We start from the raw sequence: 15348 nt of genomic DNA, 5'->3' as shown, positions 1-15348 counted from the left end.
GGATGATGAACTACTTCGTGGCAGCAATCATTTGCTGTGCATCTTTTGCGGCATCAGTATCTGGGTACTTGGCAATGATCTCGTTAAATGTTTTTTTAGCAGCAGTCTTGTTGCCACTCTCCAATTGAGCATTACCCAAAGTCACCATTGCCGCTGGAATGCGTGGGTGATTGGGGTATTTCTTAATTAGGCTTTGGAGTTGACTAATGGCGCCAGCATATTCTTTATTCGCATACTTGCTATTACCTCCCCAATATAGAGCAAGGGGTAGATATGGACTGCCAGAATATTTGCCTGCAAAGGCAGAAAAAGCCTGATCTGCTTTTTTTAGGTTGCCCACTTGAAATGCTTTAAGAGCGTCGTCGTATGCTTTTTTCTCGCCAGGTTGAACTGTGCCACTCACTCCTTCGATTGTGGCTGTACGTGGCTCAAAATTACCTAAGCGAGTATCCAGATCTTGGTAGTAAGTTTTTTGACTAGTGTTGATATCCTCGCCTTGTTTCTCAAGCTCTTCTACCTTACCGCGTAACTCTGCATTCTCGGTTTTGAGTTTATCTATTTGACTCTGCAATTCAAGCTGGGTAGTTGCAAGGGACTTTCGCAAATCTAAAATAGCCTTACGGGCCTCGTCATCGGAGAAGATAGCCCAAGCGCTATTGGATGCAACCAAGCAAATGAGTGCAGTACTTAAACAAAACGCTCGTGAGAGCGTTTGTTTTACTGAGTGAGAAAGCGCCATCATTAGTTTGTGATGTAAACAATATCAGCGCGGCGATTTTGCGCCCAAGCTGCTTCATTATCACCTTCAGCTTTTGGCTTTTCTTTACCAAAACTTACCGCTTCCATTTGGTCATCAGAAACGCCCATTAAGTTCAATGACTTGCGTACTGCATCAGAACGACGTTGGCCAAGTGCCAAGTTATATTCAGCGGTACCGCGTTCATCAGTATTGCCTTGAATGATGATCTTTTGTTTTGGGTTGGCTTTCAGGTAGCTTGCGTGAGCGGACAGCATTTTTTGATATTTAGTCTGAACGGTGTACTCATCAAACCCGAAGTAAACGCTTTTATCAAAAAGCGGGCTGCTTGGATCATTCCATGGCTGTGAACCAAATTTGCCACTACCGCTGCCTTCGGCACCATCGGTGTCATCCAGCTTTACGCTAGAACATGCCGCCATGAGTAATGCGGTAGCGCTGATAAGAGCAAATGTCGCTGCGCGACGTGCGATAGAAATCTTCATGAATTTTCCTTTTTCCTACAAGCTGAATGACAAATTAACTAATAAAGCGGCTCCAAAGGAGCTAATAGCTAATATTATGCCCCCAAGAACATCAAAAGTGACTATTTAAGCCCTTTAAAAGGCCTTAGTCCATGAAAGGACCCCAGGAGGGCTGACGAACATCAGATCCTGGGATGCTGAGTACCTGCTTAGAGTTGCCGTCTACCGAAACAGCAGCTAAGACGCGCTTGCCACCTACTTTGGTGGAGTAGAGAACGTATCGACCATTAGCCGCAAAGGAGGGGGATTCATCACTTGTACCATCGGTGAGGGCCTGTGAGTCACCAGTTGCTAAATTAAGTATATAGAGGCGATAGGCGCCACCAATATTGGCAATATAGGCTAAATACTTTCCATCAGGTGAGATGCGTGGTGAGGTAACGAAACCTTGTTTGAAGGTCACGCGCTTCACACCTTCGGCTTGTTCACCATCAGCGCTCATACGGTAGATTTGTGGATTGCCACCACGATCGCTAGTGAAGTAAATGTAACGACCATCAGCAGAATATTGTGGTTCGGTATCAATTGTGTTGCCACGACTTAAGCGATGCAAACCAGTACCGTCTGCATTGATGCCGTAGATCTGTGTATTGCCATCCTTAGATAAAGAGACCGCCAATTTTTTACCATCAGGCGACCAAGCTGGCGCACTGTTATTACCTTTTTGGTTGGAAAGAGAAATGCGACGACCAGTGGCAAGCTCGTGAACGTAAATTACTGGCTTACGATCTTCAAAAGAAACGTAAGCAACTTTCTTGCCATCAGGCGACCATGATGGAGAAATGATTGGCTCGCTGCTGTTCATGGCGTTGCGGATATTTTGACCGTCTGCGTCAGAGATCACGAGGCGATAGCGTTTGCCATCCTTGATGACGTAAGAGAGGCGAGTGGAGAATACGCCACGCTCACCAAGCAATTTATAAATAATGTCATCAGCAATTTTGTGAGCTGCAGCACGCAAGTTGTCAGCGCTAGAGTTGAGGTTTAAGCCACCAAGACTGACTGATTTACGAATATCAAATAGCTTGTAGTGAATATCAAATTGAGAACCGTTTTGTACAACTGATCCTACTACCAAAGCATCAGCACCACGGGCTGCCCAAGATTTGTAATTCGGCGTGCCCTCATCGCTCTCGACAGCATTACCGTTCTCGGTATTTTTAAAGTAACCGCTGCGAGCCAAATCTTGACGAATAATTTCAGTAACGCTGGTAGGTAACTTAGTTTCATCCTTAAAACGCATGACTGCGATTGGATAAAGTGACTGACCTACACCAGTGATTTCAATATTCATCTGCGCAAGCGCAGGTGTCGCAAAGCTTATGCACAGAGCAATAACAATTAAGCCAAAAGAGTTCAGTTTGGATATCAATCTTTTTGCTATTTGCAACATGCATTAATCCTTGGGTTTAAAAGTCAGTTTTACTTCGCGTTGTGGAATTTTGCCATTGTCGTCTTTTGGCAGGCTCTCTGCACGCGAAAGTGCTAGTAGTACCGCACGATCCCAACTGGCGTTTCCACTAGAAGACTGAATGCTGGTGCTCAAAATGGCCCCATCGGGAGCTAGGCTAACCAAAATCACTGCGGCTGGATTGCCGCTGATAGATTCCGGATTAAAGACTATTAGAGGTTTTACTTTTTTAATTACTTTATCAGTCCATCCTGGAGGTGCATTGCCGCCACCAACGCCGCTACCTATTTTGCCGCCGCTGCCACCTTCAGCTCCAGCTGCTGCACGTAAGCGTGCCAATTGATCTGCGCGTGCTTTTTCTGCCGCCGCATTCGCTTTGGTTTCAGAGGGTGTTGTAGCCTTAGGAGGTTCTGTCTTTTTTGGCTTCTCAGGCTCTTTTTCTTTTGGCTTGGGCGGAGTGGGTGGCGCCACTACCTTTGGCACTTCTTTGACTACCTCTTTTTTAGTAGGCTCTTTTTCTTTTGGCTTGGGCGGAGTGGGTGGCGCCACTACCTTAGGCACTTCTTTGATTAACTCTTTTTTTGGTGGTTCCTGCTCTACCTTCTTTTTCTGGATACCAATGTCAGCAGCTTCTTCTTTGATTTCTGTTTTTACCTCTGGTTCTGGTGTCGCTTGAACCTGTGGAGCAGAATCCCAGAATTCTACTTCGATGCCTGAGGAAGTGCTGTTGTTCCAGCTAATGCCAATCATTAAAAAAGCGAGTAAACCTAGGTGCGCAATTAATGAAAAAGTAAACGCACGTTTAGTGCTTTCTGACTTGGTGTGTCGACCCCGCTTGAATGGCGAAAAAGAAGATTGGAAAGTAGGAGCGCTATTCATGGGCGATAAAACAAGCCTCTAAGCCTTATTGGGTCTTAACCGCAAGTCCAACACGTTTGACGCCATTCTCTTTGAGTTTGGACATGACTTCCATCACTGTTTCATATTTAATGGATTTATCCGCTGCAATCACAATCGGTTGTTCTGCCGATTTTTCTGCTTGTGAACGAGCAAAAGCGGCGAGTTCAAATTTATTGAGTGTTTGTGTGGGGTCGCCCTCTTTTTTCACGATGACATTTTCATTGGCATCAATAGTTAAAAAGACTGGCGGCAAGGTTTGCACTTTCGCGCCACCAACGGTTGGCAAGTTGACAACGCCAGGATTGACCATCGGCGCAGTGACCATGAAGATCACGAGTAATACCAGCATCACATCGATATACGGGACAACATTGATATCAGACATTGCCCGACGTTTGCTTTTACGTAATGAAGATCCAGCCATAATTTTTTTGCTTATAGGTTCGCTTGTTAGCTCAATTAGCGTCCAGCAGTTTGACGCTGCAAGATGTTGGTGAACTCTTCAATAAAAGTTTCAAAGCGAATGGAGAGGCGGTCTACATCAGTAGCTGCGCGGTTATAGGCAACCACTGCCGGAATCGCTGCAAACAAACCAATCGCAGTTGCAACGAGGGCTTCGGCAATACCAGGGGCAACCGCTGCCAAGGTGGCGTTTTGGACGTTAGCTAAACCGCGGAATGCGTGCATGATGCCCCAAACAGTGCCAAAGAGGCCAATGTAAGGGGAGACTGAGCCTACGGACGCCAGAAATGGCAGATTAGCCTCCAGGAGGTCCATTTCGCGTTGGTAGGTGGCTTTCATGGCACGGCGGGCAGCGTCTATTTCACGACCTTTGGTGAACTCTTGCATGCCAGCTTCAAAGATATGCTCCAAGACGGCATCACTACGGGTGTTACGTTGAGCGGCTTGTAGAAGGGCATTGAGGTCGCCGCCGGACCAGAAATCCCGCTCAAAGCGCTCGGTATCCTGCCGAACCCCCCGTAAAACCGCTGTTTTCTTAAAAATAATGGTCCAAGACGCTATCGACATGCTGAGTAATAACAACATTACCAACTGTACTAATAGGCTGGCATTGAGGACTAGGGAGAGGAAGGAGAGGTCTTGTGTAGAGGTCATGGTGAATTTTGTATGATGTAGGTTGATTTTACTAAGTTAATCAACTCAGCAATCGAACTTCATCAGGATTATCACCATGTTTGACCGTCAAAACACTTTAGCTAAAACTGACCCCCAGTTATGGGAAGCCATTCAGAATGAAAATAAGCGTCAAGAAGACCATATTGAGTTGATTGCTTCTGAAAACTACACCTCTCCAGCTGTCATGGCAGCTCAAGGCTCTCAATTGACCAATAAGTACGCTGAAGGCTATCCAGGTAAGCGTTATTACGGCGGTTGTGAATTCGTGGACGTTGCTGAGCAATTGGCGATTGATCGTGTAAAGACTTTGTTTGGCGCTGAAGCAGCAAACGTTCAGCCTCATTGCGGCGCATCTGCTAACCAAGCAGTATTTTTAGCGTTCTTAAAACCTGGCGATACATTCATGGGTATGAGTTTGGCTGAAGGTGGTCACTTGACTCACGGCATGGCTTTGAACATGAGTGGTAAATGGTTCAATCCAATTGCTTACGGTCTCGATAAAAACGAAGAGATCGATTACGAAAAAATGGAGCGTCTCGCTCGCGAGCATAAGCCAAAGTTGATTATTGCGGGCGCCTCTGCTTACTCAAAGAAAATTGATTTCCAGCGCATCGGTAAATTAGCTAAAGAAGTGAGCGCGATTTTTATGGTTGATATGGCTCATTATGCTGGTTTAATTGCTGCTGGTGTTTATCCAAATCCAGTGCCTCATGCAGACATTGTGACATCTACCACTCACAAGAGCTTGCGTGGCCCCCGTGGCGGCATCATCTTGATGAAGGCCGAGCACGAGAAGGCTATTAACTCTGCGGTATTCCCAGGCTTACAGGGCGGACCTTTGATGCATGTGATTGCTGCTAAAGCGGTAGCATTCAAAGAGGCGGCTGAGACAGGGTTCAAAGACTATCAAAAGCAAGTGGTTGCGAATGCCAAAGCGCTTGCTGAGACATTAATTTCTCGTGGCTTACGTATTGTTTCTGGCGGTACAGATTCGCACGTGATGTTGGTAGATCTCCGCGCCAAGAAAATGACTGGCAAAGAAGCTGAACGCGTATTAGGTGATGCCCATATTACTTGCAACAAAAACGGCATTCCAAACGATCCAGAAAAACCAATGATAACTAGCGGAATTCGTTTGGGCTCACCAGCGATGACTACTCGTGGATTTAAAGAAGCTGAAGCAAGACAGGTTGGCAACTTTATTGCCGATGTTTTAGATAATCCAAATGACCCAGAGAACATCGCTAAGGTGCGTGCGCAAGTGGCTGAGTTAACTAAGCGCTTCCCTGTTTATGGTTAAGCGCCAATTAAGCAACCAGTAACCCAACTAAGAAAAGAAGAGTTCATTGCGCTGCCCTTTTTGCCATAACGAAGATACCCAGGTTTTGGATACCCGGGTATCAGACGAGGGCGATACTATTCGCCGTCGTCGCCGTTGTGCCAAATGTGATAAGCGATTTACCACTTATGAGCGCGTAGAACTCGCGCTTCCAGCGATTGTGAAGAAAAATGGCAGTCGCGTGGAATACAGCCATGATAAGTTGGCAAGTTCACTTAAGCTAGCTTTGCGCAAGCGCCCTGTTTCATCTGACTCTGTAGATGAATCCATTGCGCGTATTGAAGAGAAGCTCCTTAGTCTTGGAGAAAAAGAGATCCCTAGTGAGCGTGTTGGTGAGCTCGTGATGCGCGAGCTCAAGCGCCTGGATAAGGTGGCTTACATTCGCTTTGCTTCTGTATACCGAAGCTTTGCCGATATTGAATCCTTCGAGAGCGCTCTCAAAGAGCTGAAGTAGACGAATCTTTACAAAACAACCTCCAATCCTTTTCTCTCAATGAGAGAAAGCAGTTTAAGAGAGGGGCCGCTAGGGCTTTTGTCTCCAGCTTCCCATTTTTGAATTGTTGATAAGCTAGTATTTAACGTTAAAGCAAATACGGCTTGGCTTAAATGCGTTTTGGCACGAAGACGCTTGATACGCGTGGGCGTCATTGGTTTTACATCCAAGTTCTGCAGGGCCTTGAATTCATCTATGCTTTTTCTTGTAATGATTCCAGACCGATGAAGACCAGCCACGGTTTCTCGCATTTCTTCAATAATGCGACTGCTCTTATTTTTAGTCATGTAAAACTATACCACTTAGTGACATAGTTAAATATTGACCTATATCTTGAGCATGAAAAAGGTAATGTATTACATGGGATTCTTTGTATAGAGCTACTAAAAGTAGAGGCTAGATCACAATTCGAAATGGTGGTGCGAGTGGTGCAAGCGCTGGGCATGACACTGAGTGCTCATGCTTAATCGGAATTAGATTGATTTTGCTTTCTCGGCGCACATCATCTTGATGACGCCATCAATATCGGTGGGCCTTTTCCAGCCTAAAGCCTTAATCGCTTTTTCTGGATTGCCTACGCTTGAAACAATTTCATTTGGTCGGAAGAAGCTCTTCTCAATTTCAACGTATTTCTGCCAATCTAAATCAAAGTATTCAAATGATTTAGCGACAAAATATTTAAGAGATTCTTTTCTGCCGGTGGCGATAACAAAATCGTCAGGTTGATCTAGTTGCATCATGAGCCACATGGCTTCTACATATTCTGGAGCCCAACCCCAGTCACGAGAAATATCCAAGTTACCGAGTTGCAGCTTATCTAATTGACCTGCTTTGATTTTGGCTGCACCAGCAATGATCTTTTGGGTCACAAAACGCTCTGGGCGCAGAGGGGATTCATGGTTGAACAAGATTCCGGTACAAGCGTATAGACCGTAGGACTCGCGATAACTATTGATTAACCACTTCGCAGTAGATTTGGCTACAGCGTAAGGGCTACGTGGTGCAAATGGCGTTTGTTCATTAGCGGGCGTATCGCCGGTATCACCAAAACATTCGCTAGAGCCAGCATTATAAAAACGCACTGGTTTACTCAGTAGGCGAATGACTTCCAAAATATTGAGTGTGCCAATCGCAATGCTTTCGATTGCTTCAACAGGCTGATCAAAGGAGAGTCCCACTGAGGTTTGCCCAGCAAGGTTGTAGATTTCGACGGGATCAGCCGTCTGTATCGCATTAAAAACACTTCTGAAGTCGTTGATTGAAACAGAGATCAGTTTGACTTGCGAGCGAATGCCTAAATCATTTAGGTTATTGAAAGATGAAGCCATCACATCGCGTGATGAGCCGGTTACCTCATATCCTTTTGATAAGAGGTGCTTAGCTAGGTAAGCACCGTCTTGCCCGGTAATGCCAATAATTAATGCTTTTTTGACGGCCAATTTATGTGCTTACTTTAATACCGTAAAAATAGAGGCAGTAATGTCCTCGACACTGCCTGTGCCGCTGACTTTGCGATAAGCAGGCGCTTTTACTTTGTCAGCAGAGTTGGCTTGTGCGGCCCATGAGGAGTAGTACTCAACCAACGGGCGAGTCTGATCGTCATATACCTGTAAACGTTTGCGAACGGTTTCTTCTTTATCGTCATCGCGCTGAATAAGGTCTTCACCAGTGACATCATCTTTACCAGCCACTTTTGGTGGGTTGTATTTGATGTGATAAGTGCGACCAGAGGCTGGATGAACACGACGGCCACTCATGCGATCAATGATGGCATCAAATGGCACATCGATTTCTAAAACGTAATCAATTGGCACGCCAGCATCTTTCATGGCTTGTGCTTGTGGAATCGTTCTTGGGAAACCATCAAACAAATAACCTTTGCTGCAATCCGGTTGAGTAAGGCGATCTTTTACAAGGCCAATGATGATGTCGTCGGAAACTAAACCGCCGGCATCCATAATTTTTTTAGCGGCAATACCCAGTTCTGTTCCAGCTTTCACAGCAGCGCGCAACATGTCGCCTGTGGAGATTTGTGGAATAGCGAACTTTTCGCAAATAAACTGAGCTTGTGTGCCTTTTCCAGCACCTGGTGCACCGAGCAGAATCAACCGCATTGTTTTCCCCTTAGAAGAGCTGTCATTGTCCCGTATTTTGTTGGGATCATTAATGTGTAATCACTAGGATTATCCCCGAGAAGGGCAGTTGGGACCTCTGAAAAGCGATTTTTCTAGGAATTGCCTAGTAATTGTCGGATGCGCTCGAGGTCCTCGGGGGTATCAACCCCTGCCGGAGGTGCCTCAGGGGCAGTATGAACGGCAATTCGGTAGCCGTTCCATAGGGCGCGTAGCTGCTCTAGGGCTTCTGCTTGTTCTGGAGGAGCTGGCTCTAAGCGGCTGTATGCCTGCAAGAAGTCCGCTCGGTAGCCGTAGATGCCAATGTGGCGTAAATGCACAGCTGATTGAATGCTCTGAGCATCCCTGACAAAAGGAATGGGCGCTCTTGAAAAGTACAGTGCCTCACCTGAGCGATTTAAGACAACCTTCACCACATTAGAATTGTTAATTTCAATAACTTCTGTAATTGGAGCTGCCACAGTAGAGATTGCGCAACGTTTATTTTCAGCCAAGGTCCTGGCAACCTGGTTAATCAACTCAGGTGGAATTAATGGTTCATCACCCTGCACATTCACAATCAGTGCGTCGTTTGGAAGTTTTAATAGTTGCGCTACTTCAGCAATGCGATCAGTTCCGGTGGGATGATGCTCGCTAGTGAGTAAACAATCGATGCGATGTTCACCGCAAGTCGCTTGAATTTCTGGAGAGTCTGTTGCAACTACAACACTTTGCGCAAGAGATAACTTAGCGCGCTCTGCCACCCGAATTACCATAGGTTTACCACCAATATCTGCTAATGGTTTTCTAGGTAAACGAGTAGATCCCAATCTCGCTGGAATTACTACTAAAAAATCAGACGCTTTAAAGGGCGCAGTCATTGATTCAGTAATTTCAATGATTAAGCAACTTCATCGCTAGTCAGGCTGCGTGCTTCATCCACCAACATGACTGGCACATCATCACGGATGGGGTAAGCGAGGCGATCCGCTTTGCAAATGAGCTCTTCCTTTGCAGCATCAAGTTGAAGCTGGCTTTTGCAGAGTGGGCAAACTATAATATTGAGCAGTCGTTTATCCATAATTTTTGTAGTGAACTCTAGTGGCTAAGTCTTAGTTGGTGAAGTTACAGTGTAGTGCTATCTAGTTCTAGTAAACAAGTTCAGAAGATCTGCGTAGCTTAAAGGTTGTAACGATAGGGGTCTGGTCTTTGTAGGATGGATTGCAGCCATTCACCCAAACTATCAGGCAGAGCGAGGGTCATCGGAACCACCCAAATGCGCTCATTAATAATCCCTGTACATTTGACAGCATCTTTTTCTGTCATGAGAATACATTGAGTATCAAGCTTTTCAAAAAACTCAGGCGTGTACGTTGCATGATCAGGCAGGGGGATGCATTTACCCGCAATCCCTTGATTTAGTAGATCATCAAAAAAGCGTTGTGGGTTACCCAGTGCTGCAACTGCTGTGATCTTGTTGGGTAAATAGTTATCAGCAATTTGAGAGAGCGTCTGATGATTATCTGGATTGATGAGTTGATAAGCACTATCTAAATGACTCGCGAGTGAGAATGCCCGACGCCCTAAAAAGTATTCGTCTTGTTGACCTATTTTGTGGGCGCTATCTTTTGCTTTAGCGGTAAACAGGGTGGCATCCCGTTCACGGGTGGCTGACTCTCGCAATGGACCTGCTGGTATCAAGAAGCGATTACCTTCCCCGCGGCCATCGCGCACTACAAACTCAATATCACGACCCCCTTCACGAGCCGGCCAGCGAGCCAGTCCGGCATGCTGCAGACCATCATCACTGATGATGACATTTACATTGGGCGATTGTTTTAGTAAAGCCCGAATACTTTGCTGACGCTTAGGAAATACCCAAATTGGAAATTGATTGTGCGTACGCTTAGCAATGAGTACGGGTTCATCGCCAACTAATGCGGGGTCGGATTCACTGTTTACTTGCAATGGAGCATGTTGTGAAGAGGAGGCATAACCTCTACTAATAATTCCGGGGTTCCAACCCATGCACCGTAAGCGCTCTGCTAATGCAATGACGATTGGAGTCTTGCCAGTACCTCCAACACGGATATTTCCCACAATGATGACAGGTACAGGCGCTGGCTTTTGTTTGATGAGGCCGGTATCAAAGACTAATTTGCGAGCACGCAGTAACAAACCATAAAGCCATGACAGTGGCCACAAGATCAAACTTGTGGGGCCACGCCTTTCCCAGAACTTGGGTGCTTTACGGAAAAAAGAAAAAGACATTAAAGATAGATTTCTGAGTGCGGAGTTTTATAACTTCTTCTTATTGGTGGATTATTTTTTCGTTTGGCTGCTAAACACAATATTAGAGAGATTGGCATCACGTGCTGCTTCGAGCGCGCTCATTACCGCCTGATGTGGGGCTCTAGCGTCTGCATCAATATTCACTTGCAGATTGTTTGAAGATTCTTTCTTGTTATCCGCTTGTCCGCTCAACTGCGTTAACGCATTACTTAGTTGAGAGCGATCAGTTACTTTGCCATTAATAGCAAATCGACCGTCGCGACTAACAGCAATGTGAATTTGTTTGACTTCTACTTGACTCTCGCTGCCGCTAGCGGCGGGTAATGTAATTGCAAGTTCTTGATAGCGAGTGAAGGTGGTAGAGATCATTAAAAAAATCAACACCACTAACAGCACATCAATAAATGGAATCAGGTTGATCTCTGGTTCCGTGGGCGTAGCAGTACTCACTAGAGAAAATCTTCTCTTTGCATATGCATGCGTTTCTAACCAACTCATTTAGCGTGATCGATTGGATAAAGTTTTTTAAAGATTTGGCGCGTGAATTCTTCACACTCACGTTGGCGCTGATTTGCCATGGCACGTAGACCGCGCCATGCAGCAAGCGCAGGAATCGCAATTAACAATCCAAAAGCGGTGTTGTACAGGGCAACCGAAATTCCGTGAGCCAATTGCTGTGGGCTACCTGCTGCGCCATTAATTACACCTTGACTGCCGAAAATTTCAATCATGCCCACTACGGTGCCAAATAAACCTAGCAAAGGAGCAATGGTGGCGATCGTAGCCAGTGCGTCAAGATAGCGATCTAATTTGAGCCATGTGCTTTGAGCGGTTGCTTGAAGTTCCTCTAAAGCGTTAGCGGCGCTACTGCCGCTGAGTTTCTCTTTGAGGGCGCATGCCAATAAGGGGCTTGCCGGCGAAAGCTGTGCCAACTCGGCAATCTGCAAATCGCTGACTGCAGAGCCTCCTTTAGAGTCGACCATTTGATTCGTAAAGGTAAAAGCCGTTTCTAGGCAGTTTTTTGGAAAAATATGGATTTGCCGTAGATACCAGCAGCGTTCTATAGCGATCGCTAAGCCCAAAATAGAAATAATGAGGAGGGGCCAAATAGGCCAACCAGCGGATAGTATGATGGAGTACATAAGCTCAGTACTTTAGCTGAATTAAAAAGCCTGTTTCGGAAAGCTTGCCTGTGGATAACTCTGTGCAAAACTTTTTTAGTTTCGTGCTGTAAGTCCTTGATTGATCCTGAGCTTGGTGATAGACGAACGTAGATTGATTTTCTAAATTTAATTAATCTTTATATAAATCAATGGCTTAGAATTGCATTGTTGGATTTATGGGACGTTTTGGGTCAGTAATTACTTACTTATGGGCATTCAAGCTACGGCTTATTGGGGTCTGTGGATATTTATTGATTCATTAGCTTGATGGATGCGGAATTAAAGAGAAAAAATGTCGAAAACGCATGAAAAATCAAGGGAAATTCTGAGTGTTGGCGATCTTAACCGCGCAATTGCAACTTCTTTAGAAGATCGTTTTGATACGGTCTGGGTCAGCGGGGAGATTTCCAACTTCAAGGCTTATGACAGCGGCCACTGGTACTTCTCTTTAAAAGATGAAGAGGGTCAAATACGCTGCGTAATGTTCCGGGGACGTAATGGTCAAGTTGAGTTTATGCCGCAATCGGGTGACTTGGTTGAGGTAAGTGCCAGCCTGGGTATGTATGTGCCACGTGGAGATATTCAGCTCACGATCCAGACACTCCGTCGCGCCGGTATGGGCGGCCTATACGAAGCCTTCTTAAAGCTCAAAGCTAAACTCGCCAAAGAGGGATTGTTTGACGATGAGCAGAAGCGCGATATTCCAATACACCCCAGATCTATTGGCATCATCACATCACCACAAGCGGCAGCCTTAAAAGACGTTTTAAGTACGCTAGCTAGAAGGGCGCCACATATTCCGGTTGTGATTTATCCAGCCTTAGTACAAGGACCAGATGCACCTGCCGGAATTATTTCTGCGCTCAAAGCCGCTGAAAAAGAAAATGTAGTCGATGTCATCTTGCTAGTTCGTGGTGGTGGCAGCATTGAAGATCTCTGGGCATTTAATGATGAGCAGCTGGCTTACGCCATCGCGCAATCACCAATACCAGTAGTTAGTGGTGTTGGACATGAAACCGATTTCACCATCGCCGACTTTGTGGCCGACTTGCGTGCCCCCACTCCTACTGGCGCTGCAGAATTGGCTGCGCCTCGCAGAGATCAAATGCTGCAAGTGTTGGATGCGATCATGCAGGCTTTGCTACAACGCATTAATCAGCGCGTAGAGCGTGAAGCGCAAACCCTAGATCAACTAGCGCTTCGCCTCAGTCATGCCTTACCCAATCCAGATCGCATGCGCGAGCAAATACAGGGGTGGCAGCAACGCTTGAATCAAGCATGGTCTGTGCGTATGGAAAGTTGGAGGCGTAATCAAATGCACTATCAATTACAACTAGAGATGCTCAATCCACAAAGAACGCTAGAGCGTGGTTATGCGGTGATTTTGAGTAAAGAAAAAGATCAGCTACACGCGGTGCGAAATCCGGGCGAACTTAAAACAAAGCAAAATTTTCAGATAAGGTTGGCTGAGGGTCAAGCAGAGGTGCTATTCGAAGAGATTCTTAGGAAATAGCCATAATGCAAACTTGACAAAGCGTACGCTTTTGCGTACCATAAGTTCAGGAGGTCACTATGACAACAATTACTGCAAGCGAAGCTAGAGCAGGTCTTTACCGCTTGATTGATCAAGCGGCAGAGTCTCATAAGCCAGTAACGATTTCTGGGAAACGGGCTAATGCCGTCCTGATAGCAGAGGAGGACTGGAGCGCAATTCAAGAGACCTTATATCTTATGGCAGTACCTGGTATGCGCGAATCTATTAAGGATGCCATGGCAGAACCTCTTGCCAAGAGTAAGAGGGTATTAAAGTGGTGACTTGGAATTTAGTTTTTTCCAAGTATGCTTTAAAAGACGCTAAAAAATTATCCGCCGCTGGATTAAAAGATAAAACACAGACATTGCTAGAAGTGTTGGCAATTGATCCCTTGCAGAATCCACCGCCTTACGAAAAATTAGTGGGAGACCTTAAGAGTGCTTACTCTCGGCGCATTAATATTCAACATCGCTTGGTGTACGAAGTTTTTCGTAAAGAGAAGACTGTTCGTGTATTAAGAATGTGGACTCACTACGATTAAAGTCCTAAAAAAAATTAGGCTCAATCTGCAAGGTCACACCAAATTTATCGTGTACTTTATCCCGGATACATTTAGCGAGACCAAGAATATCCTCAGCAGTGCCCCCGCCATGATTGACGAGTACCAAGGCCTGATTTTCATAAACACCCACAGCGCCCATACGTTGACCTTTAAAGCCACATTGATCAATGAGCCAGCCAGCTGCGAGTTTGCGCTTACCTGGTAGATCTGGGTAAGAAACTAAATCGGCATAGGATTTAAGAAGAGTCTCATATTGCTCATTGGGAATAACCGGGTTCTGAAAGAAGCTACCAGCATTACCGATTACTTTTGGATCGGGAAGTTTGTGGGTACGAATCTTACATACCGCTAGGAAGATGTCTTCCGGACCAGGACTAGCATTAGCATTAGCTGGAAACTGCTTCGCTAGATCCGCGTAATCAATGCGAGCCTGCCAAGCCTTAGGTAATTTAAAAACGACCTTTGTCACGATAAAGCGGCCGGGATTTTGCTTGAAGTAGCTATCGCGATAGGCAAAGCGGCATGCTTCTTTTGGAAGGGTGACAAAGGCATGGTCTTTGACATCAAATGCTTCGATGCGATCAATGTATTCGCCGATCTCAACACCGTAAGCGCCGATATTTTGAATAGGGGCAGCACCCACAGTTCCTGGTATCAGAGCTAGATTTTCTAAGCCAGGCATATTGTTTTCTAGTGTCCAAGCGACTAGCTCATGCCAAGGTACTCCAGCACCAACCGATAAATAGGCGGCTTCTTCATCGCTGGAGAGGATTTCTTGACCCAGAATGTCAATCAGCAGAGTGGCACCAGGTAAGGCGCTTGGCAAAATGACATTACTGCCACCACCCAACACTCTCCATGCCAATTTCTGTTCTGCAATCTCAGACATGACTGCTGGAATTTGCTCTGGGGAGTGAATTTCATAGGCAAGTTCGGCTACCGCATCAAGACCAAAGGTGTTGCGGTGCTTGAGCCCCAAATGGGGAGTCAATTTTGCGGGGTTGGACGCATTTTGGGCGCGAGTCATGCCACAATCTTATTCGTAAACGAATCTAGAGCAGCTTTTTTGTTTGTAAGGCAAAAAATGGTGGTCATACACCCTAGAAATTCGCAAAAATAGAACTT

20 protein-coding genes are annotated in these 15348 nt (G+C 45.7%); 5 read left to right on the top strand and 15 right to left on the bottom strand.

Annotated features, from left to right (window positions below; translation table 11 throughout):
• Positions 1 to 10: 10 nt before the first annotated feature.
• The 6 genes from ybgF to tolQ all read right to left on the bottom strand — a co-directional run bounded on the left by ybgF (position 11) and on the right by tolQ (position 4708).
• Positions 11 to 742 carry a tol-pal system protein YbgF gene (ybgF, locus tag ICE93_RS00480; RefSeq protein WP_216184377.1) on the bottom strand — a complete coding sequence of 244 codons (732 nt, stop codon included), beginning with the start codon at positions 740 to 742 and terminating at the stop codon, positions 11 to 13.
• A complete protein-coding gene (gene pal / locus ICE93_RS00475; RefSeq protein WP_216184374.1) occupies positions 742 to 1242 on the bottom strand; it encodes a peptidoglycan-associated lipoprotein Pal in 501 nt (166 codons plus the stop codon). Before pal ends, ybgF begins: the two co-directional genes overlap by 1 nt.
• 124 nt (positions 1243 to 1366) lie before the next feature.
• Positions 1367 to 2650: a Tol-Pal system beta propeller repeat protein TolB gene (gene tolB, locus ICE93_RS00470; protein WP_370624616.1), complete on the bottom strand. Its 1284-nt coding sequence runs from the start codon at positions 2648 to 2650 to the stop codon at positions 1367 to 1369.
• Between the two features lie 27 nt (positions 2651 to 2677).
• On the bottom strand, positions 2678 to 3571 hold the full coding sequence (locus tag ICE93_RS00465) for an energy transducer TonB (RefSeq protein WP_216184367.1): 894 nt from the start codon (positions 3569 to 3571) through the stop codon (positions 2678 to 2680).
• Between the two features lie 25 nt (positions 3572 to 3596).
• Entirely contained in the window at positions 3597 to 4016 is a 420-nt protein-coding gene (tolR, locus tag ICE93_RS00460) for a protein TolR (protein ID WP_216184365.1), read from the bottom strand.
• A gap of 35 nt (positions 4017 to 4051) precedes the next feature.
• Entirely contained in the window at positions 4052 to 4708 is a 657-nt protein-coding gene (gene tolQ / locus ICE93_RS00455) for a protein TolQ (RefSeq protein WP_216184363.1), read from the bottom strand.
• Positions 4709 to 4784: 76 nt separating this feature from the next.
• Between tolQ and glyA the strand changes: the two genes are divergently transcribed.
• Together glyA and nrdR are read left to right on the top strand one after the other, a co-directional pair.
• The gene (gene glyA, locus ICE93_RS00450) at positions 4785 to 6029 is read left to right on the top strand and encodes a serine hydroxymethyltransferase (protein ID WP_216184361.1); all 1245 of its coding nucleotides are present in this window, start codon (positions 4785 to 4787) and stop codon (positions 6027 to 6029) included.
• Positions 6030 to 6075: 46 nt separating this feature from the next.
• On the top strand, positions 6076 to 6522 hold the full coding sequence (gene nrdR, locus ICE93_RS00445) for a transcriptional regulator NrdR (RefSeq protein ID WP_072583294.1): 447 nt from the start codon (positions 6076 to 6078) through the stop codon (positions 6520 to 6522).
• An 8-nt stretch (positions 6523 to 6530) separates the two neighbouring features.
• Here nrdR and ICE93_RS00440 read toward each other — a convergent pair whose 3' ends face one another.
• From ICE93_RS00440 to ICE93_RS00405, 8 genes are all read right to left on the bottom strand, one after another.
• On the bottom strand, positions 6531 to 6848 hold the full coding sequence (locus tag ICE93_RS00440) for a DNA-binding transcriptional regulator (protein ID WP_216184357.1): 318 nt from the start codon (positions 6846 to 6848) through the stop codon (positions 6531 to 6533).
• Positions 6849 to 7034: 186 nt separating this feature from the next.
• Positions 7035 to 8000: a GDP-mannose 4,6-dehydratase gene (locus ICE93_RS00435; protein WP_216184355.1), complete on the bottom strand. Its 966-nt coding sequence runs from the start codon at positions 7998 to 8000 to the stop codon at positions 7035 to 7037.
• A gap of 9 nt (positions 8001 to 8009) precedes the next feature.
• Positions 8010 to 8675, bottom strand: coding sequence for an adenylate kinase (adk, locus tag ICE93_RS00430; protein ID WP_216184352.1), 666 nt, complete (start codon positions 8673 to 8675; stop codon positions 8010 to 8012).
• A 113-nt stretch (positions 8676 to 8788) separates the two neighbouring features.
• On the bottom strand, positions 8789 to 9553 hold the full coding sequence (gene kdsB / locus ICE93_RS00425; protein WP_216184348.1) for a 3-deoxy-manno-octulosonate cytidylyltransferase: 765 nt from the start codon (positions 9551 to 9553) through the stop codon (positions 8789 to 8791).
• A 20-nt stretch (positions 9554 to 9573) separates the two neighbouring features.
• Positions 9574 to 9753, bottom strand: a complete 180-nt coding sequence (locus ICE93_RS00420) for a Trm112 family protein (protein ID WP_216184345.1) — start codon at positions 9751 to 9753, stop codon at positions 9574 to 9576.
• Between the two features lie 98 nt (positions 9754 to 9851).
• Positions 9852 to 10943, bottom strand: a complete 1092-nt coding sequence (gene lpxK / locus ICE93_RS00415) for a tetraacyldisaccharide 4'-kinase (RefSeq protein ID WP_216184342.1) — start codon at positions 10941 to 10943, stop codon at positions 9852 to 9854.
• Positions 10944 to 10994: 51 nt separating this feature from the next.
• Complete coding sequence (locus ICE93_RS00410; protein WP_216184339.1) at positions 10995 to 11462, bottom strand: biopolymer transporter ExbD; 468 nt, start codon at positions 11460 to 11462, stop codon at positions 10995 to 10997.
• A complete protein-coding gene (locus ICE93_RS00405) occupies positions 11459 to 12106 on the bottom strand; it encodes a MotA/TolQ/ExbB proton channel family protein (RefSeq protein ID WP_216184336.1) in 648 nt (215 codons plus the stop codon). Before ICE93_RS00405 ends, ICE93_RS00410 begins: the two co-directional genes overlap by 4 nt.
• A 313-nt stretch (positions 12107 to 12419) precedes the next feature.
• On the opposite strand from ICE93_RS00405, the gene xseA reads away from it, so the two are divergent.
• From xseA to ICE93_RS00390, 3 genes are read left to right on the top strand one after another with little or no spacing between them, the layout of a single operon-like run.
• On the top strand, positions 12420 to 13640 hold the full coding sequence (gene xseA / locus ICE93_RS00400) for an exodeoxyribonuclease VII large subunit (protein ID WP_216184333.1): 1221 nt from the start codon (positions 12420 to 12422) through the stop codon (positions 13638 to 13640).
• Between the two features lie 59 nt (positions 13641 to 13699).
• Complete coding sequence (locus tag ICE93_RS00395) at positions 13700 to 13942, top strand: type II toxin-antitoxin system Phd/YefM family antitoxin (protein WP_216184330.1); 243 nt, start codon at positions 13700 to 13702, stop codon at positions 13940 to 13942.
• On the top strand, positions 13939 to 14202 hold the full coding sequence (locus tag ICE93_RS00390) for a Txe/YoeB family addiction module toxin (protein WP_216184327.1): 264 nt from the start codon (positions 13939 to 13941) through the stop codon (positions 14200 to 14202). The genes ICE93_RS00395 and ICE93_RS00390 overlap by 4 nt, the downstream gene beginning before the upstream one ends.
• 4 nt (positions 14203 to 14206) lie before the next feature.
• On the opposite strand, the gene murB is transcribed toward ICE93_RS00390, so the two are convergent.
• Positions 14207 to 15250, bottom strand: a complete 1044-nt coding sequence (murB, locus tag ICE93_RS00385; protein WP_216184324.1) for a UDP-N-acetylmuramate dehydrogenase — start codon at positions 15248 to 15250, stop codon at positions 14207 to 14209.
• Between the last annotated feature and the right edge of the window lie 98 nt (positions 15251 to 15348).

It is taken from the genome of Polynucleobacter sp. MWH-HuK1, assembly GCF_018881815.1.
Taxonomy (GTDB): domain Bacteria; phylum Pseudomonadota; class Gammaproteobacteria; order Burkholderiales; family Burkholderiaceae; genus Polynucleobacter.
This window is presented reverse-complemented; position numbering and strand designations above follow the sequence as displayed.